This is a genomic window from Streptomyces sp. NPDC088553, assembly GCF_044752965.1.
GTDB lineage: Bacteria > Actinomycetota > Actinomycetes > Streptomycetales > Streptomycetaceae > Streptomyces.
Genome location: NZ_JBIVMG010000004.1, coordinates 373,217 through 392,416, shown reverse-complemented (window position 1 = coordinate 392,416; position 19,200 = coordinate 373,217). Strand labels below are relative to the sequence as shown.

General features: G+C 72.1%; 13 protein-coding genes. All 13 read left to right on the top strand.

Going from position 1 to position 19,200, the window contains the following annotated elements; genetic code table 11:
* Positions 1 to 98: 98 nt before the first annotated feature.
* The 13 genes from ACIP8Z_RS14875 (at position 99) to ACIP8Z_RS14815 (ending at position 19,172) form a co-directional block, all read left to right on the top strand.
* Positions 99 to 1,598: a bifunctional folylpolyglutamate synthase/dihydrofolate synthase gene (locus ACIP8Z_RS14875; RefSeq protein ID WP_402083116.1), complete on the top strand. Its 1,500-nt coding sequence runs from the start codon at positions 99 to 101 to the stop codon at positions 1,596 to 1,598.
* A 5-nt stretch (positions 1,599 to 1,603) separates the two neighbouring features.
* Positions 1,604 to 1,969, top strand: a complete 366-nt coding sequence (locus ACIP8Z_RS14870) for a DUF4233 domain-containing protein (RefSeq protein ID WP_402083113.1) — start codon at positions 1,604 to 1,606, stop codon at positions 1,967 to 1,969.
* Positions 1,970 to 2,035: 66 nt separating this feature from the next.
* Positions 2,036 to 2,449, top strand: coding sequence for a nucleoside-diphosphate kinase (gene ndk, locus ACIP8Z_RS14865; RefSeq protein WP_109185942.1), 414 nt, complete (start codon positions 2,036 to 2,038; stop codon positions 2,447 to 2,449).
* 299 nt (positions 2,450 to 2,748) lie between these two features.
* Positions 2,749 to 3,768, top strand: coding sequence for a rod shape-determining protein (locus ACIP8Z_RS14860; RefSeq protein WP_030317599.1), 1,020 nt, complete (start codon positions 2,749 to 2,751; stop codon positions 3,766 to 3,768).
* Positions 3,769 to 3,861: 93 nt separating this feature from the next.
* Positions 3,862 to 4,860, top strand: a complete 999-nt coding sequence (gene mreC / locus ACIP8Z_RS14855; protein ID WP_402083110.1) for a rod shape-determining protein MreC — start codon at positions 3,862 to 3,864, stop codon at positions 4,858 to 4,860.
* Complete coding sequence (gene mreD, locus ACIP8Z_RS14850; protein WP_209494857.1) at positions 4,857 to 5,525, top strand: rod shape-determining protein MreD; 669 nt, start codon at positions 4,857 to 4,859, stop codon at positions 5,523 to 5,525. Before mreC ends, mreD begins: the two co-directional genes overlap by 4 nt.
* A 19-nt stretch (positions 5,526 to 5,544) precedes the next feature.
* Positions 5,545 to 7,806 carry a penicillin-binding protein 2 gene (mrdA, locus tag ACIP8Z_RS14845; protein WP_402083108.1) on the top strand — a complete coding sequence of 754 codons (2,262 nt, stop codon included), beginning with the start codon at positions 5,545 to 5,547 and terminating at the stop codon, positions 7,804 to 7,806.
* Positions 7,807 to 7,810: 4 nt separating this feature from the next.
* Entirely contained in the window at positions 7,811 to 9,010 is a 1,200-nt protein-coding gene (rodA, locus tag ACIP8Z_RS14840) for a rod shape-determining protein RodA (protein ID WP_402083106.1), read from the top strand.
* 87 nt (positions 9,011 to 9,097) lie between these two features.
* Positions 9,098 to 10,624, top strand: coding sequence for a CHAD domain-containing protein (locus ACIP8Z_RS14835; RefSeq protein WP_402083104.1), 1,527 nt, complete (start codon positions 9,098 to 9,100; stop codon positions 10,622 to 10,624).
* A 52-nt stretch (positions 10,625 to 10,676) separates the two neighbouring features.
* Positions 10,677 to 12,605 carry a TIGR03960 family B12-binding radical SAM protein gene (locus ACIP8Z_RS14830; RefSeq protein WP_402083101.1) on the top strand — a complete coding sequence of 643 codons (1,929 nt, stop codon included), beginning with the start codon at positions 10,677 to 10,679 and terminating at the stop codon, positions 12,603 to 12,605.
* A 77-nt stretch (positions 12,606 to 12,682) separates the two neighbouring features.
* On the top strand, positions 12,683 to 14,137 hold the full coding sequence (locus ACIP8Z_RS14825; RefSeq protein WP_402083098.1) for a hypothetical protein: 1,455 nt from the start codon (positions 12,683 to 12,685) through the stop codon (positions 14,135 to 14,137).
* A 122-nt stretch (positions 14,138 to 14,259) separates the two neighbouring features.
* Positions 14,260 to 15,051, top strand: coding sequence for a TIGR03936 family radical SAM-associated protein (locus ACIP8Z_RS14820; RefSeq protein ID WP_402083841.1), 792 nt, complete (start codon positions 14,260 to 14,262; stop codon positions 15,049 to 15,051).
* A gap of 233 nt (positions 15,052 to 15,284) precedes the next feature.
* The gene (locus ACIP8Z_RS14815; protein ID WP_402083096.1) at positions 15,285 to 19,172 is read left to right on the top strand and encodes an Rne/Rng family ribonuclease; all 3,888 of its coding nucleotides are present in this window, start codon (positions 15,285 to 15,287) and stop codon (positions 19,170 to 19,172) included.
* Positions 19,173 to 19,200 lie beyond the last annotated feature (28 nt).

Genomic DNA, 19,200 nt, shown 5'->3' with positions numbered 1-19,200 from the left:
TCGCCAAGTTTGCCCGGCCGGTGCGGCGGACGGTGGACCGAAGGTCCCGAAAGGGGTGGGTCCAATGTCCTGTCGGTACCGCTCCGTAGACTGGGCCCGTGAGCGAGCCGAGCGACCCGAGTGACCAGTTCGACGACATCGTCGACGCCGAGACCGACCGAGACCCCGACCTGGCGGTGATCGAGGCCGGCAGCCGCACCCTGCGCACCCAGGGCGGCCGGCCCCAGGGCGACCCGGTGCCCAGCCGCCCGGAGGACCCGGAGCTCGACAAGGCCCTGCGCGAGGTCGAGACCGAGCTGTCCACCCGCTGGGGCGAGACCAAGCTGGAGCCCTCGGTCACCCGGATCGCGGCCCTGATGGACGTCCTCGGCGACCCGCAGCGCGCGTACCCGTCGATCCACGTCACCGGCACCAACGGCAAGACGTCGACGGCCCGCATGATCGAGGCCCTGCTCGGCGCCTTCGAGCTGCGCACCGGGCGGTACACCTCCCCGCACGTGCAGACCATCACCGAGCGCATCAGCCTGGACGGCGCCCCGATCTCCGCCGAGCGGTTCGTCGAGACGTACCAGGACATCAAGCCGTACGTGGAGCTGGTCGACGCCCGCGAGGAGTACCGGCTCTCCTTCTTCGAGGTCCTCACCGGAATGGCGTACGCGGCCTTCGCCGACGCCCCGGTCGACGCGGCCGTCGTCGAGGTCGGCATGGGCGGCACCTGGGACGCGACGAACGTCATCGACGGCTCCGTCGCCGTCGTGACCCCCATCGACCTGGACCACACGGACCGGCTCGGCGGGACGACCGCCGAGATCGCCGGCGAGAAGTCCGGGATCATCAAGCAGGGCGCGACCGTGATCCTGGCCCAGCAGCCGGTGGACGCGGCGCAGGTCCTGCTGAAGAAGGCCGTCGAGGCGGACGCCACCGTGGCCCGCGAGGGCATGGAGTTCGGCATCGTCGCCCGTGAGGTCGCGGTCGGCGGCCAGCTCCTCACCCTGCGCGGTCTGGGCGGCGAGTACGACAACATCTTCCTGCCGCTGCACGGCGCCTACCAGGCGCACAACGCGGCGGTGGCGCTGGCCGCGGTCGAGGCCTTCTTCGGGATCGGCGCGGAGCACGCGCGGACCCTGGACCTCGACACGGTCCGGCAGGCCTTCGCCCAGGTGGCCTCGCCCGGCCGGCTGGAGATCGTCCGCTCGTCCCCGACGGTGATCCTGGACGCCGCGCACAACCCGCACGGCGCGCGGGCGACGGCGGAGGGCGTCAGCGAGGCCTTCGGCTTCTCGCGGCTGGTCGGCGTGGTCTCCACGAGCGGCGACAAGGACGCCAGGGGCCTCCTGGAGGCCTTCGAGCCGATCTTCGCGGAGGTCGTCGTCACGGCGAACTCCAACCCCCGTGCCACGGACGTGGACGCGCTCGCCGCCCTTGCGGTCGAGGTCTTCGGCGAGGACCGGGTCGTCGTGGAGCCGCGGCTGCCCGACGCCCTGGAGGCGGCCATCACGCTCGCGGAGGAAGAGGCCGAGTACGGCGGCGCGGGTGTCCTCGTGACCGGTTCGATCTTCACGGTCGGCGACGCCCGGCTGCTGCTGCGAAGGGGCTGAACCCGATGCGTACGCTCTGTTCCTCGACGCTCATCGGCGAGTTCTTCGTGATCGGCTTCGCCGGTCTCGTCGCGATGAAGGACGACAGTCTCGCGATGTCCACCGTCTGGTGGGTCTGCGGTGCCGCGATGGTCATCTCGGTGCTGCTCTGTGGGATGGTCACCCGCCCCGGCGGTGTGCAGCTCGGCTGGGCCCTGCAGATCGGCCTGATCCTCAGCGGCTTCGTCGTGCCGACGATGTTCTTCCTCGGGGCGGTTTTCGCCGGTCTGTGGTGGGCCTCCGTTCACTATGGGCGACGGATCGACGACATCAAGGCACGGTGGGCCGAGGCCCAGGCCGCGGGGGCCTCGGCAGGGCCTGACGCTGCGTAATCGAGGGGCGTGCGGGGCCTGTAGCCTCGGAGGTCCCGCACACCGCTTTCCCGAAGGAGTTCCCCCGTGAGCCAGCGCACGCTCGTCCTGCTCAAGCCCGACGCCGTCCGCCGTGGCCTGGTCGGCGAGATCATCGGCCGCATCGAGCGCAAGGCCGGCTGGACCCTGGCGGCCCTGGAGCTGCGCGAGCTGGACCAGGAGACCCTGGAGCAGCACTACGGCGAGCACAAGGGCAAGCCCTTCTACGAGCCGCTGATGGGCTTCATGTCCTCCGGCCCCGTCGTCGCGCTCGTCGTCGAGGGCGAGCGGGTCATCGAGGGCGTCCGCCAGCTGGCCGGTCCGACCGACCCGATCGCCGCCGCGCCCGGCTCGATCCGCGGCGACTTCGGCACCATCGTCCGGGAGAACCTGATCCACGCCTCCGACTCGGAGGAGTCGGCCCTGCGCGAGCTGAAGATCTTCTTCCCCGGCCTCGCCTGAGCGGACCCGACATCGCTGACTCGGCGTCAGCCGAACGCAGCAGCCTGTGGGGCGACCGATGGAATTCGGTCGCCCCCAGGCATATGAACGCCGATCCCGGGAACGGATCGCCGCGTCCTACCGTCACCTGTACAGAGGTGGACCACCGCGCGGTATCCGGGCGGGCGGCACTACGATGGAAAACTCCACGCCGCACCACCTTCAGCCACCCACTTCAGCACCGTTTCGCCTGCCTGAGCAGCCGTCAACGCTCGCTGGGGAAGGCCCGAAGCATCCTCATGGGAAACAAGGGGAACTCAATGTCGTTCATCGGCCGTGACATGGCTATCGACCTCGGGACTGCCAACACGCTGGTGTACGTCAGGGGGCGTGGCATCGTCCTCAACGAGCCGTCCGTCGTCGCCATCAACACCAACACCGGCGGCATCCTCGCGGTGGGCGCCGAGGCGAAGAAGATGATCGGCCGGACGCCCGGCAACATCGTCGCCGTCCGGCCCCTGAAGGACGGCGTGATCGCCGACTTCGAGATCACCGAGCGGATGCTCCGCTACTTCATCCTCAAGATCCACAAGCGTCGCTACCTGGCCCGCCCCCGGGTCGTCGTCTGCGTGCCCTCCGGCATCACCGGAGTGGAGCGCCGCGCCGTCATCGAGGCCTCCACGCAGGCCGGCGCCCGTCAGGTGCACATCATCGAGGAGCCCATGGCGGCGGCCATCGGCTCGGGCCTCCCGGTCCACGAGGCCACCGGCAACATGGTCGTGGACATCGGCGGCGGCACCACCGAGGTCGCCGTGATCTCCCTCGGCGGAATCGTCACGGCACAGTCGATCCGGGTCGCCGGCGACGAGCTGGACAACGCGATCATCCAGCACATCAAGAAGGAGTACTCGCTCCTCCTGGGTGAGCGCACCGCCGAGCAGATCAAGATCACCATCGGCTCCGCGTACGACCTCGACAAGGACGAGCACACCGAGATCCGCGGCCGCGACCTCGTCTCCGGTCTGCCCAAGACCGTGGTCATCTCGGCCGCCGAGGTCCGCAAGGCCATCGAGGAGCCGGTCAACGCCATCGTCGACGCCGTGAAGACCACCCTCGACAAGTGCCCGCCGGAGCTCTCCGGTGACGTCATGGACCGCGGCATCGTTCTCACGGGTGGCGGCGCCCTGCTGCGCGGGCTCGACGAGCGCCTCCGCCGCGAGACCGGAATGCCGATCCACATCGCCGAGGACCCGCTGGACTCGGTGGCCCTCGGCTCCGGCAAGTGCGTGGAGGAGTTCGAGGCCCTCCAGCAGGTCCTGGACGCCCAGCCGCGCCGCTAGCACCACCCGTACGGCCCACGCGAGCACCACCGCACGGCCGTACCACCGCACAGCCGAACAACCGAACCACGAGGAAAGGCACGGCCGCCGCACGTGAGGGACACACGAGAGAGCCGGCTGCTCCTGGTGCTGCTGATCGCCATCGCGTTCGCATTGATCACGGTGGACATCCGCGGCGGCCAGGAGTCACCCGTCGACGGTGCCCGGCAGGCCGCAGCGGCGGTCTTCGGGCCGGTCGAGAACGGTGTGGCGGCCGCCGTCGATCCCATCGGCAACGCCATAGGCGCAGTCAGGGACTCCGGCGAGCGGCACACCCGGATCGCCGCCCTGGAGAAGGAGAACGCCGAGCTCAAGGCGGAGCTCGGCAGCGACGACCGCAACCGCAACCGGCTGCGCGAGCTCGACTCCATCCTGAAGACCGCCGGCGCCGGGCAGTACGGCATCAAGGGCGCGCAGGTCATCGCCATAGGAGCGGCCCAGGGCTTCTCCTGGACCGTCACCGTCGACGTGGGCGCCCGCGACGGCATCAAGCGGGACATGACCGTCCTGAACGGCTCCGGGCTCGTCGGCCGCGTCACCACCGTCGGCCCGTCGACGTCCACGGTGCTGCTCGCCAACGACCCCGACTTCACCGTCGGTACGCGCATGGAGAAGTCGGACGAGCTCGGCTTCGCCACCGGCCAGGGCGACCGCCCGCTGCTCGTGCAGCTCCTCAACGGCAAGGCCAAGGTGAAGCCCGGCGACCGGCTCGTCACCTTCGGCTCGCGCGCCGACAAGCCGTTCGTGCCGGGCGTCCCGGTCGGCGAGGTCGTCCGTGTCGACCCCGCGGGCGGCGGCCTGACCCGCAACATCTACGTCCGCCCGTACGTCGGCTTCACCAAGCTCGACATCGTCGGCGTCGTCGTCCAGGCCCCCCGGGCCGACCCGCGCGACATGGTCCTGCCGCAGAAGCCCAAGCCCGCGCCGACCGTCACCGTCACGGTGACGCCGACGCCGGCGGACGGGCAGCAGGCCGCCGACGGACAGCGGAACCAGCAGGGCCAGAACCAGCAGAACCAGCAGGGCCGGGACCAGGGGGACGCGACACCGTGAAGTTCAACCGGATCCTCCTCTCCGCCACCCTGATCGTGGTGGCCCTGGTCGTGCAGGTCTCCGTGCTCGCCCGGCTCCAGCTCCCCGGCGCCGTGCCCGACCTGGTCCTCCTCACCGTGGTCGGCCTGGCCCTGGTGTACGGGCCGGTCAGCGGCTCGCTCATCGGCTTCAGCGCCGGCCTCCTCGCCGACCTGGCCCCGCCCGCCGACCACGCCGCCGGCCGCTACGCCCTCGTGCTCTGCGTCATCGGCTACCTCGTCGGCCTGGCCCGCCCGGAGAACGGCCGGCTGACCTCCGCGACCGGCCCGATGGCCGTCGTCGTCGCGGCCGCCGTCGGCTCCACCCTGCTGTACGCGGGGGTGGGCGCCCTCGTCGGTGACACCGCCGCCCGCCATGTCGGCCTGGGGTTCCTGCTGTTCACCGCGGCCGTGTACGACCTGCTCCTCGCGCCCTTCACGGTGCCGCTCATCATGGCGCTGGCCCGCCGCGCGGAGAACGACCCGCTCGCCGACGCCGGCGGGGGCAACGGCGCCGACGTCGCCTCCGGCTGGCTCTCCTCCGGCACCGGCCTGAGGATCGGGAACCAGCGAGGCGGCCTGCGGGTGAAGACCGCCCGGAGCCGCGCCTCACGGGCCGGACGCATCAAGGGAGTCAAGCGACTGTGACCGAGGGGGCCCCGGCCGTATGAGCAACATCCCCGAGACAGGGCGGACCCCTCGGGTCCAGATCCGGCTCGTCGTCATCCAGATCCTCGTCTTCTCGCTGCTGCTGACCCTGGGGGGCCGGCTCTGGTACCTCCAGATCCGCAACGGCAAGGAGTACACGGACGAGGCGAAGAACAACCACGTCCAGCAGGTCGTGCAGCCCGCCGTGCGCGGCTCCGTCCTCGACGCCCGCGGCGTCCCGCTGGCAGACAACGAGACCCGGCTCGTGGTCTCCGCGTCCCGCACCGAGATGATGAAGATGAAGGACCGCGGCAAGGCGGTCCTGACCCGGCTGGCCGACGTCCTCGACATGAAGCCCGACGACGTCATCAACAAGATCAGGCTCTGCGACTCCAAGACGCCGAAGCCCTGCTGGAACGGTTCGCCCTACCAGCCGATCCCGGTCACGGACGAGGCCACCACCCAGCAGGCCCTCCAGATCCGCGAGCGCGCCGAGGACTTCCCCGGCATCACCGCCGAACCCACCGCCGTACGCCGCTACCCGGCGCCCGGCAAGGCCCGCACCTCGCAGGTCCTCGGCTACCTCTCGCCCGTCACCGACAGCGAGATCGAGAAGGCCAAGGACACCGACTCGCCGTTCCTCCGCTCCGACCAGATCGGCCGCTCCGGCCTGGAGCGCACGTACGACAAGGAACTGCGCGGCAAGGCCGGCGTCACCCGCTACGAGGTCGACAACCTCGGCCGGGTCATCGGCCAGGCCAAGAACGACCCCGCGGTCCCCGGCTCCAACGTCGTCACCTCCATCGACGCCCGCGTGCAGGCGGTCGCCGAGTGGGAGCTGCACAACGCGATGGTCGAGGCCCGCAAGGTGCACGACAAGAACACCAGCGAGAACTACAAGGCCGACTCCGGCGCCGTCGTCGTCATGGAGAACAAGACCGGCCGGATCGTCGCCATGGCCTCCCAGCCCGACTACGACCCCAACGCCTGGGTCGGCGGCATCTCCGCCAAGGACTACGCGGCCCTCACCGGCAAGGACTCCAACTTCCCGCTCCTCAACCGGGCCATCCAGGGCCAGGCGGCCCCCGGCTCGATCTTCAAGGTCATCCCGACGACCGCCGCCGTGAACGCCGGATACGACTTCAACGGGCGCTACCCGTGTCCCTCCTCGTACTCCATCGGCAACCAGGTCTTCAAGAACTTCGAGTCCCAGGGCCACGGCTCCATCACCCTCGGCCAGGCTCTTGAGGTCTCCTGCGACACCGTCTACTACGCCCTCTCCCACCAGCAGTGGCAGAAGGACGGCGGGATGAAGCCGAAGAAGGACGCCAAGGACTGGTTCTACAAGACGGCCCATCAGTTCGGCCTCGGCGCCGAGACCGGCATCGACCTCCCCAACGAGGTCACCGGCCGTGTCCCCGACCGGAAGTGGAAGCAGGACTTCTGGGCGGACAACAAGGACTACTGGTGCCGCATCGGCAAGAAGGGCGGCACGTACGTCCAGCAGCTCTCGTACGAGAACTGCCTCGAAGGCAACCTGATGCGCGCCGGTGACTCCGTCAACTACTCCATCGGGCAGGGCGACACCCTCGTCACCCCCATCCAGATGGCCACCATCTACGCGGCCATCGCCAACGGCGGCACCCTCTGGAACCCCACCGTCGGCAAGGCGATCGTCAGCCCCGACGGCAAGAAGGTCACCGAGATCAAGCCCAAGGCGCACGGCAGGCTCCCCATGGACACCAAGACGCAGGCCTTGATAGAGGAAGCCCTCGCGGGAGTCGCCACCCGCGGTACGGCCGCCTGGCGATTCGGCGGCTGGCCGCAGGACAAGATCCCGATGCACGCCAAGACGGGTACCGCCGAGGTCTACGGCAAGCAGACGACCTCCTGGTTCGCCACGTACACCAAGGACTACGCGATCGTCATGACGATCGCCCAGGGTGGTACGGGCTCCGGCGCCTCCGGCCCCGCCGTCCGCAACATCTACGACGCGCTCTACGGGCTCGACGACGCCGGCAAGCAGGACCTCAGGCGGGCCCTGCTGCCGCAGCCGCAGAAGACCCTCCCGAAGATCGAGGCCGACGGCTCCATCGACGCCCCGAAGATCAAGCCGTACGACCCGGAGGTCGGGAAGATCGACCCCGACGCGCCCCTGAACACGCCGGACGGCACCCAGCAGCCCGACCCGGCCGACCCGGCCGACCCGGGCCAGGCCGACCCCGACAAGCCCGACCAGCAGGAACTCGCGGGCCCGCCCGCCGCCTGGCGGAGGGACTGAACCGATGACCGCACCCCACGGCTTCTCCATCTCCCGGTACGCCCCCGAGCGCGGCACGCTCGCCAAGCTGGCCGCCCGCGACTCGGTGGTCCGCCGGCTCGACTGGCCGATCCTGCTCTCCTCGCTCGCGCTCTCCTTCATCGGGGCGCTGCTCGTCTGGTCCGCCACCCGCGGCCGCACCGAGCTCAACAACGGCGACCCGTACTACTTCCTGTTCCGGCACCTGCTCAACACCGGCATCGGCGTCGCCCTGATGATCGGCACGATCTGGCTCGGCCACCGCACCCTGCGGGGCGCGGTCCCGGTCCTCTACGGCCTCTCGATCGTGCTGATCCTCGCCGTCCTCACCCCGCTCGGCGCCACCATCAACGGCGCCCACGCGTGGATCGTCATCGGCGGCGGCTTCTCGCTCCAGCCCAGTGAGTTCGTGAAGATCACGATCATCCTGGTGATGGCGATGCTGCTGGCCGCGAAGGTCGACGCGGGCGACCAGATCCACCCCGACCACCGCACCGTCGCCAAGGCCCTCACCCTGGCCGCGCTCCCCATGGGCATCGTCATGCTGATGCCGGACCTCGGCTCGGTCATGGTCATGGCGGTCATCGTGCTCGGCGTGCTGCTCGCCTCCGGTGCCTCCAACCGCTGGGTCCTCGGACTGATCGGCGCCGGCGTCGGCGGCGCGGTGCTCGTCACCGCGCTCGGCATGCTCGACGAGTACCAGATCAACCGCTTCGCGGCCTTCGCCAACCCCGACCTCGACCCGGCCGGCGTCGGCTACAACACCAACCAGGCCCGGATCGCGATCGGCTCCGGCGGCCTCCTCGGCTCCGGACTCTTCAAGGGCTCCCAGACCACCGGCCAGTTCGTGCCCGAGCAGCAGACCGACTTCGTCTTCACGGTGGCGGGGGAGGAGCTCGGCTTCGTCGGCGCCGGCCTGATCCTGCTGCTCCTCGGCGTCGTCCTCTGGCGGGCCTGCCGGATCGCCCGCGAGACCACCGAGCTCTACGGCACGGTCGTCGCGGCCGGGATCATCGCCTGGTTCGCCTTCCAGTCCTTCGAGAACATCGGCATGACGCTCGGCATCATGCCGGTCGCCGGCCTGCCACTGCCGTTCGTCTCGTACGGCGGCTCGTCGATGTTCGCGGTGTGGGTGGCGATCGGACTGCTCCAGTCGATCAGGGTCCAGCGGCCCATGACGGCCTAGAGGACGTCCGGCGCATCCCCCAGGGGATTTCCGGACAGGCTGACAGGCGTACTCCCGCGGAGTTCACTTCCCGTCTAGATTCGATTCATGGCGGAGACGAAGCGAGAGATCGAGCGGAAGTACGAAGCCACCTCCCGGACCGGCCTCCCGGACCTGACCCGGGCGGCCGGGGTGGCCTCGGTCACCGACGAGGGCGTCACCGAACTCGACGCCGTCTACTACGACACACCCGACCTGCGGCTCGCCGCCGACGCACTCACCCTGCGCCGTCGCACCGGCGGCGCGGACGCCGGCTGGCACCTCAAGTTCCCCGTCGCTTCCGGCATCCGCGACGAGATCAGAGCCCCGCTCTCGGACACGCTCCCGCGGTCCCTGGCGGGGCTCCTGCGCTCCCGCGTCCGGGACGCCGAGATCGTCCCCGTCGTCCGCCTCCGCTCCTCCCGTGACGTCCGCCACCTCCACGACGGCGACGGCACCCTCCTCGCCGAACTCTCCGTGGACACCGTCCACGCCGAGGGCCTCACGAGCGGGGGAGAGGCCGCCTGGACCGAGATCGAGGTCGAACTCGCCGACGACACCGACCCCGCCGTCCTCGACGCCGTCGAGAAACGCCTCAGGAAGGCCGGCATCCGGCCCTCGGACTCCCCGTCGAAACTGTCCCGCGCGCTCGCCGAGACGGGCGTCGAGCCCGAGGCGCCCGCGGCCGCGCCGGAGCCGCCCGCCGAGCCCGGCACCGCCGGAGCCGCCGTCCTCGCCTACGTACGGGACCAGGTCGAGGCGATCGTCGCGTACGACCCCGCCGTGCGGCGCGACCTGCCCGACGCCGTCCACCAGTTGCGGGTCGCCTGCCGCCGGCTGCGCAGCGCCTTCAAGACGTACAAGAAGGTCCTCGACCGGGAGGTCACCGACCCGATCGGCGAGGAACTGAAATGGCTCGCGGGAGAACTCGGCGTCGCCCGCGACCAGGAGGTCCTCGACGAACGGCTCCGCGCCCGCCTCGGTGAGCTGCCCCGCCCCCTGGTCCTCGGCCCGGTCAAGGCCCGGCTGCGGCGCCGTGACGCCGCCCACGGCAGGAACGCCCGCCGCCAAGCCCTCGCCGCCCTCGACTCCGCCCGCCACCTCACCCTCCTCGGCGCCCTCGACGCGCTCCTCGCCGACCCGCCGCTGCGGAAGGACGCCGCCGGCGACGCCCGGACGGTCCTCGCCCGCGCCGTCCGCAAGGACCACGCCCGCCTCGCCGGCCGGATCGGACACGCCCTCTCCCTCGAACCCCAGCACGAACGCGACCTCGCCCTCCACGAGGCCCGCAAGGCGGCCAAACGCGCCCGCTACGCGGCCGAGGCCGCCCGCCCCACCCTCGGGAAGCCCGCGAAGCGGCTCGCGAAACGAGTGAAAGCCGTCCAGAGCCTGCTCGGCGAGCACCAGGACGCCGTCGTCGCCAGGGGCGCCCTGCGCGAGCTCGCGATCGTGGCCCACGGGGCCGGCGAATCGGCCTTCACCTGGGGACTTCTGTACGGACACGAGGAGGCCGCCGCGGCGGACGCCGAGCGGGCGCTCCCCGGGGTCTGGGCCAGGGCCTCGGCCCCGGACCTCACGGCGTCCCTGACCCACTGAGCACCGGGGTACGCTTGAGAGTCGCCCCCCTGCCAGCTCACGAAGGTTCGAGATGTCTGCTGCCGAGTCTGTCTTCCCGCAGCTCGAAGCTCTGCTCCCGCACGTGCAGAAGCCGATTCAGTACGTCGGTGGAGAGCTGAACTCCACGGTCAAGCCGTGGGAGTCCGCCGACGTCCGCTGGGCGCTGATGTACCCGGACGCGTACGAGGTCGGTCTGCCCAACCAGGGCGTCATGATCCTTTACGAGGTGCTCAACGAGCGCGAGGGCGTCCTCGCCGAGCGCACCTACAGCGTCTGGCCGGACCTCGAAGAGCTGATGCGGGAGCACAAGGTCCCGCAGTTCACGGTCGACAGCCACCGCCCCGTCGGCGCGTTCGACGTCTTCGGCCTGAGCTTCTCCACCGAGCTCGGCTACACGAACATGCTCACCGCCCTCGACCTGGCCGGCATCCCGCTGGAGTCGAAGGACCGGACCGTCGACCACCCGATCGTGCTCGCGGGCGGCCACGCGGCCTTCAACCCCGAGCCGATCGCGGACTTCATCGACGCGGCGATCATCGGCGACGGCGAGCAGGCCGTCCTCGACATGACCGAGATCATCCGCTCCTGGAAGGCCGAGGGCCGGCCGGGCGGCCGCGAGGAGGTCCTCTTCCGCCTCGCGAGGACCGGCTCGGTGTACGTCCCGCGGTTCTACGACGTGGAGTACCTGCCGGACGGCCGCATCGGCCGTGTCGTGCCCAACAAGTCCGGTGTGCCGTGGCGCGTCTCCAAGCACACCGTCATGGACCTCGACGAGTGGCCGTACCCCAAGCAGCCCCTCGTGCCGCTCGCGGAGACCGTCCACGAGCGCATGTCCGTCGAGATCTTCCGCGGCTGCACCCGCGGCTGCCGCTTCTGCCAGGCCGGCATGATCACGCGCCCCGTGCGGGAGCGAAGCATCACCGGCATCGGCGAGATGGTCGAGAAGGGTCTCAAGGCGACGGGCTTCGAGGAGGTCGGCCTCCTCTCGCTGTCCTCCGCGGACCACTCCGAGATCGGTGAGATCGCCAAGGGCCTCGCCGACCGGTACACGGAGGACAAGGTGGGCCTGTCCCTGCCGTCCACCCGTGTCGACGCCTTCAACGTGGACCTGGCCAACGAGCTGACTAGGAACGGGCGCCGCTCCGGCCTCACCTTCGCCCCCGAGGGCGGCTCCGAGCGCATGCGCAAGGTCATCAACAAGATGGTCTCGGAGGAGGACCTCATCCGGACCGTCTCCACCGCCTACGGCAACGGCTGGCGCCAGGTGAAGCTGTACTTCATGTGCGGCCTGCCGACGGAGACCGACGAGGACGTCCTCCAGATCGCCGACATGGCGATGAACGTGATCGCCGAGGGCCGCAAGGTCTCCGGCCAGAACGACATCCGCTGCACCGTCTCCATCGGCGGGTTCGTCCCCAAGCCGCACACCCCGTTCCAGTGGGCCCCGCAGCTGTCGGCCGAGGAGACGGACGAGCGGCTGCGCAAGCTCCGCGACAAGATCCGCGGCGACAAGAAGTACGGCCGCTCGATCGGCTTCCGCTACCACGACGGCAAGCCGGGCATCGTCGAGGGCCTCCTGTCCCGCGGCGACCGCCGCATCGGCGCGGTCATCCGCGCGGTGTACGAGGACGGCGGCCGCTTCGACGGCTGGCGCGAGCACTTCTCGTACGACCGCTGGATGGCCTGCGCCGAGAAGACGCTCCCGGAGATGGGCGTCGACGTCGCCTGGTACACGACCCGCGAGCGCACCTACGAGGAGGTCCTGCCCTGGGACCACCTGGACTCCGGTCTCGACAAGGACTGGCTCTGGGAGGACTGGCAGGACTCGCTCGACGAGACCGAGGTCGAGGACTGCCGCTGGACCCCGTGCTTCGACTGCGGCGTCTGCCCGCAGATGGACACCCACATCCAGATCGGCCCCACCGGCAAGAAGCTGCTGCCGCTGTCGGTCGTGAAGTAGCTCCGACCGGAGAGAAATCCGGCGAACGGCCCGGCGTGAGGGAGAACCCTCCGCCGGGCCTTCGCGTCATCTCGGGCATGACCATGGAGAGCCCGCCGCCGCCCGCGCTGATCCGCATCCCCGTCCGGATCGTCGTGCTGGTCGCCGTCCTGCCGGTCCGCATGGTCTGGGACGCCCTCGTGGCCGCGGCCCACGTCCTCGACCGCGCGGTCCTGCGCCCGGCGGGCCGGGGACTCGCGCATGCGCTCACCGGGCTGCACCAGGGCCTCGTCCGGGTGCTCACCGGCGTGGGGAGGGGGCTCGGGTGGCTCGTCCACCACCTGGCGGCCCGTCCGGTGCGGTGGCTGGACCGGACGGTGCTCGCCCCGGTGGGCCGGGGACTCGCGGTCGGCGGCCGCGTCCTGGGGAAGCTGCTCCTCGTGTGGCCGTGGGTGGGGCTCTGGCGGTATCTGCTCGTGCCCGTCGCCCGGTACGGGATCGCCGCGCCGGCCCGATGGCTCCACCGCACGCTGCTGCGCCCGACCGGCCGCGGCCTGGCCCGGGCCCTCGCGGCGGTCGCTGCGGGACTCGGGTGGTTCCTCCCCCGGCTCGGGCGGGTCCTGGGGACCGGGGCCGGGTGGCTGGCCAGGGCCGTGTTCGTCTGGCCGTGGACCGGCCTCTGGCGGTACGTGGTCGTGCCCGTCTGCCGCCACGGGATCGCCGTACCCAGCGTCTGGCTGTACCGGCGGGTCCTCGTCCCGCTCGGCGCCGGGCTCTCCTTCCTCCTGGAGAAGGGCGTGTTCGTCCCGGTCGCCGCGCTCTTCACGCACGTCCTGGTGCCGCTGCTCCGGTACGGCGTCGTCGTGCCCGTCCTCTGGTTCGACCGGTACGTGCTGACCCCCGTCGGGAAGGGCCTCGGGTGGCTCTTCCCCCGGCTCGGCCGGGGCATCGCCGTCGCCATCGTCCTGCTGGCCAAGGCCGTGTTCGTGTGGCCCTGGGCGGGCCTCTGGCGGTGCGTCCTCGTCCCGCTCGTCCGGTACGGGATCGTCGTCCCCCTCGGGTGGCTCTGGAACCGGGTCCTGGTGCCCGTCGCGCGCGAGGTCCGGGACGCGCTCGCCCTGTGCTGGCGCGTCGCCGGGTACGTGTCGCGGGCCGTCGGGCGTGCGGTGGGGTGGATGGTACGAACCCTGGTGGGTCTGCCCCTGGTCTGGTTCTGGCGGAGCGTCTGCACCCCCGTCGGACACTGGATCCGCGACCACGTCTGGGCCCCGGCCCGCCGTGGCGCCGCAGCGGCCGGCCGCCTCGCCGCCACGGCCGGCCGCGTCGCGAAGGAGACGCTCACCGGAGCCGGACGCGCGGCCCGCGAAGCGCTCGCCTCGGCCCGCGCCGCCGTGCGGGAGGCCCGCCGGGACACCTGGCGTGCCCTGGTCGGCTCAGTCCGGTCGTCCGGGTCCGGGGAACCGGAGGCGGCCCGGGCGCGTACTCTGGGTAGTACAACGAACGTCCCCGGCGCGGCGCCCGCCCCCGAGATCTCCCCGCGAAAGCGGGGGTGAACCGGGCGGGACCCCCAGGGCGACCCGTACATCTCGTGGACGGCGCCACCCGCGCCGCCCCGCACCGAGGAGAAGAACCACTGGGCAAGCGACAGCCCGAAGGCCCGCCGCCCGCACCGGCGGTGCAGCGCATCCGACTGCGCTACACCAAGCGCGGCCGCCTCCGGTTCACCAGCCACCGTGACTTCCAGCGCGCTTTCGAGCGTGCGCTGCGCCGTGCCGAGGTGCCCATGGCGTACTCGGCCGGCTTCACCCCGCACCCCAAGGTGTCGTACGCCAACGCCGCCCCCACGGGCACGGGCTCCGAGGCCGAATACCTGGAGATCGCCCTCACCGAGGCACGCGACCCGGAGACCCTGCGGGTCCTGCTCGACGAGTCCCTCCCGGCCGGCCTCGACATCACCGACGCCGTCGAGGCCCGGACCTCGGGCCTCGCCGACCGGCTCACCGCCTCCATCTGGGAGCTGCGCCTCGAAGGCGTCACCGTCGAGGACGTGGAGAAGGCCGCCGAGGCGTTTCTCGCGGCCGAGACCGTGGAAGTACAGCGCAAGACCAAGAACGGCGTCCGCACCTTCGACGCGCGTTCCGCGGTCACCGAGCTGACGGCAGCCGCTCCCCAGGGCGATCCCCAGGGTGATAGGCCGCTGGACAGCGCCTGTGCGATACTGCGGCTGGTTGTTCGGCACGTGACACCTGCCGTACGACCCGACGACGTCCTGTCCGGTCTCCGAGCTGTGGCCGACCTGGCGCCGCCGGTCCCCGCTGCGGTGACCAGGCTGGCGCAGGGGCTCTTCGACGAGGAGTCCGGCACGGTGACCGACCCGCTCGCGCCCGACCGCGAGGCAGTCACGGCCGCATCTACCACGGCCGCCGCGACCGCCTCTGCGACGGCGCCGGGTACCGGCATCGCGTAGGGAGCGGTCGTCGTAGCGCCGCCCTGGTACTCGGGAGCCACCTGGGTCGGGCAGCGCACTGACCAGGAGACTTTCGCCAGGCCGTACGCACAGTGCGTACGGAACCGGCGAGCCAGACACAGAGCTCCCGTGCGGCGCCCGCGCCCCGGACGGCGGCACCGCGCCTCAGGCGCGACCGTGCCGCCGGACCGGACCAAGACGCGGCGCCCGGGAGCGTGACGGGAGAACCCCGCATGCTCGAGTCCAACGAAGACACCAACGCCCCCGGTGACAAGCTGCCGCCGCGCCGCAGGCGCCGCGCCGCTTCCCGCCCCGCCGGTCCGCCGGTGACGGGTGCGAACGCCGAGACCACAGCGGCCACCACGGCCCCCGAGACCGCGGCCGCGGAGGCCGCCCCGGCCGAGACCGAGGCCGCACCCGCGCCGCGTGCCCGCCGCCGGGCCACCCGCAAGGCCACCGCGCCGGCCGCGGAGAACGCGGCACCCGCCGCGGAGACCCCGGAGCCGGTCGTGGAGACCCCCGCCGCCGAGGCCGTCGCCGCCGAGGCCGTCGAGGAGGCCCCCGAGGCCGCCCCGGCCCGCACGCGCCGCCGCGCCACCCGTAAGGCCACCTCGCCGGTGACCTCCCCGGTCGTCGCCGAGGCCCCCGAGGAGACCACCGAGGTCACGCCGGCCGAGCCGGTCGCCGAGGAGGCCCCCGAGGCCGCCCCGCCGGCCCGCACCCGCCGCCGCGCCACCCGCAAGGCCACCGCCCCGGCCGGCGCGCCCGCGGCCGCCGAGGAGACCGCGGTCGTGACGCCCGCCGCCGCGCCCGCCGAGCCGGTCGTCGAGACCGCCCCGGCCGCCGAGGTCGCGGAGGAGGCCGCCGCGCCCGCCCCGCGTACCCGCCGCCGTGCCACCCGTAAGGTCACCTCGCCCGAGGTGACCGCCGAGGCCGCCGCCACCGGCGAGTCGCTGCCGACGGCCGCCGTCGCGCAGATCGCCGCCGACGAGGCCGAGGTCACCGCCGCCGAGACCGCCGCCACCCGTGGCCGCGGCCGCCGCCGCGCGACCTCCCCGCAGTTCACCTCCGAGCCCGCCCCGGCCCGCGAGTCGCGCCGTGCCGCGCGCCCCTCCGTCGCCGTCTTCCAGGCGCCGGTCTTCACCGAGCCGATGTTCCAGACCCCGGAGACCGCCGCCGCGGCCGCTGCCGCCGCGCCGGTGGAGCCGGAGGAGGACGAGACGGTCGAGGAGATCGAGCTCGTCGAGGCCGAGGTCGAGGCCGAGGTCGAGGAGACCCCCGAGCCCGTCGAGCGCCCCGAGGGCTCCCGCCGTCGCCGTCGCCGCCGTGGCGAGCCCGTCGCCGTCGAGCCCGTCCCCGCCACCGTCGCCGACGAGCCCGAGGTCGAGGCCGTCGCCGACGAGGTCGAGGAGGCCGAGGAGGCCGAGGAGAGCGACGAGTACGAGGACCGCCCGTCCCGTCGTCGCCGCCGTGGCGGCCGTCGCCGTCGTCGTGGTGAGCTCACCGAGGTCGAGGACTCCGAGGACGGCGAGGAGCCGCACGCGGAGGACGAGTCCGAGGAGTCCGAGGACGGCGAGGAGGAGCACGACGAGGCCGAGGCCTTCGGCGGCTCCAGCAGCTCCCGTCGCCGTCGTCGCCGCCGCCGTCGCAGCGGGGACGCCTCCGCCGACGTCGAGGGCACCGACGAGGAGGGCGTCCGTACGGTCGTCAAGGTCCGCGAGCCCCGCCCGGCCCGCGAGAAGGCCGAGCCTGGTACCGGCGCCGACGAGGTCCAGTCCATCAAGGGCTCGACCCGCCTGGAGGCCAAGAAGCAGCGTCGCCGCGAGGGCCGCGAGCAGGGCCGCCGCCGCGTCCCGATCATCACCGAGGCCGAGTTCCTGGCACGCCGCGAGGCCGTCGAGCGCGTCATGGTCGTCCGCCAGAGCGGCGAGCGCACCCAGATCGGCGTCCTCGAGGACAACGTGCTCGTCGAGCACTACGTCAACAAGGAGCAGGCCACCTCGTACGTCGGCAACGTCTACCTGGGCAAGGTCCAGAACGTCCTGCCGTCCATGGAGGCCGCCTTCGTCGACATCGGCAAGGGCCGCAACGCCGTCCTGTACGCCGGTGAGGTCAACTTCGAGGCGCTCGGCATGGGCAACGGCCCGCGCCGCATCGAGACCGCCCTCAAGTCCGGCCAGTCGGTCCTCGTCCAGGTGACGAAGGACCCGATCGGCCACAAGGGCGCCCGTCTCACCAGCCAGGTCTCGCTGCCCGGCCGCTACCTCGTGTACGTGCCCGAGGGCTCGATGACCGGCATCAGCCGCAAGCTCCCGGACACCGAGCGCGCCCGCCTCAAGACCATCCTCAAGAAGATCGTCCCCGAGGACGCGGGCGTCATCGTGCGCACCGCCGCCGAGGGCGCGAGCGAGGACGAGCTGCGCCGCGACGTCGAGCGACTGCAGGCGCAGTGGGAGGACATCCAGAAGAAGGCGAAGAGCGGCAACGCCCCGACGCTGCTCTACGGCGAGCCGGACATGACCGTCCGGGTCGTCCGCGACATCTTCAACGAGGACTTCTCCAAGGTCATCGTCAGCGGTGACGAGGCGTGGGAGACCATCCACGGCTACGTGCACCACGTCGCCCCGGACCTGACCGACCGCCTGTCCAAGTGGACGAGCGAGGTCGACGTCTTCGCGACGTACCGGATCGACGAGCAGCTCATGAAGGCGCTCGACCGCAAGGTCTGGCTGCCCAGCGGCGGCTCGCTGGTGATCGACAAGACCGAGGCGATGATCGTCGTCGACGTCAACACCGGCAAGTTCACCGGCCAGGGCGGCAACCTCGAAGAGACCGTCACGAGGAACAACCTCGAAGCGGCCGAGGAGATCGTGCGTCAGCTCCGGCTGCGCGACCTCGGCGGCATCGTCGTCATCGACTTCATCGACATGGTCCTGGAGTCCAACCGCGACCTGGTGCTGCGCCGCCTCCTGGAGTGCCTGGGCCGGGACCGGACCAAGCACCAGGTGGCCGAGGTCACCTCGCTCGGCCTGGTGCAGATGACCCGCAAGCGGGTCGGCCAGGGCCTCCTGGAGTCCTTCTCCGAGACCTGCGTCCACTGCAACGGCCGCGGTGTCATCGTGCACATGGAGCAGCCGACCACCGCCGGTGGCGGTGGTGGCGGCAAGCGCTCGAAGAAGCGCGGCCGCGGCGGCGCCGAGCACGCCCACGAGCACGAGCACGCCGAGGTCACCGAGGCCACCGAGACGGACGGCGAGACCGCCGAGACCGAGGCCGAGGTCGCCGCCGAGCTGGCCGCCCCGGTGGCCCTGCCCGAGCCGATCGCCGCGGACGAGGAGCTGTACGGCTCCATCGCCGAGGCGGAGGCCGCCGCGACCCGTGGCCGTGGCCGTCGTCGGGCGACCCGCCGGGTGTCGGCTCCGGCCGCCGCGCGGTCGGTCGTGGAGACCGAGGCCGTCGAGTTCGAGGCGAAGCCGAAGGCCGAGCCGAAGCCGGAGCCCGTGGCGGCGCCGGAGCCGGTCGTCGAGCCGGAGCCCGTCGTGGCCCCGGTCGCCGAGGCCGTCGCCGAGCCGGCGGTCGAGGAGACCGCCGCCCCGGCCCCCCGCGGCCGTCGCCGTGCCACCCGCCGGGTGACCTCCCCGGTCGTCTCGACCACGGAGCCGGCCGCCGCGCCGACCGTCGTCGAGCCGGTCGCCGAGACCGCCCCGGAGCCGGAGCCCGTCGTGGCGCCGGTCGCCGAGCCCGTCGCGGAGCCGGTCGCCGAGCCCGTCGTCGAGGAGGCCCCCGTGGCCGCCCCGCCGCGGGCACGCCGCCGGGTGGTCCGCAAGGCCACCGCTCCCGCCGGCTCGCCCTCGGGCGCCGAGGAGGCGGCCGTCGTCGTGGTGACCACGGCCCCGGCCGAGGCCACCGAGACGGCTCCGCAGGCCGCCGAGGCCGAGGCCGAGCCCGCCCCCGTCAAGAAGACGGCGGCGCGCAAGACCGCGGCGAAGAAGACCACGGCCAAGAAGGCCGCCACCAAGAAGACGGCGGCGACCAAGAAGACCGCGGCGAAGAAGACCACCACCAAGAAGGCCCCGGCCAAGAAGGCGGCGGAGAAGACCGCCGCCCCGGCCCAGGACTGACCGGTGGGTACGGGCCGCCCCCCTCACC

Coding starts and splice junctions, on each gene's coding strand:
- ACIP8Z_RS14870 (WP_402083113.1), top strand. CDS start 1,604: ATGCGTACGCTCTGTTCCTCGACGCTCATCGGCGAGTTCTTCGTGATC.
- ACIP8Z_RS14860 (WP_030317599.1), top strand. CDS start 2,749: ATGTCGTTCATCGGCCGTGACATGGCTATCGACCTCGGGACTGCCAAC.
- mrdA (WP_402083108.1), top strand. CDS start 5,545: ATGAGCAACATCCCCGAGACAGGGCGGACCCCTCGGGTCCAGATCCGG.
- rodA (WP_402083106.1), top strand. CDS start 7,811: ATGACCGCACCCCACGGCTTCTCCATCTCCCGGTACGCCCCCGAGCGC.
- ACIP8Z_RS14835 (WP_402083104.1), top strand. CDS start 9,098: ATGGCGGAGACGAAGCGAGAGATCGAGCGGAAGTACGAAGCCACCTCC.
- ACIP8Z_RS14830 (WP_402083101.1), top strand. CDS start 10,677: ATGTCTGCTGCCGAGTCTGTCTTCCCGCAGCTCGAAGCTCTGCTCCCG.
- ACIP8Z_RS14825 (WP_402083098.1), top strand. CDS start 12,683: ATGACCATGGAGAGCCCGCCGCCGCCCGCGCTGATCCGCATCCCCGTC.
- ACIP8Z_RS14815 (WP_402083096.1), top strand. CDS start 15,285: ATGCTCGAGTCCAACGAAGACACCAACGCCCCCGGTGACAAGCTGCCG.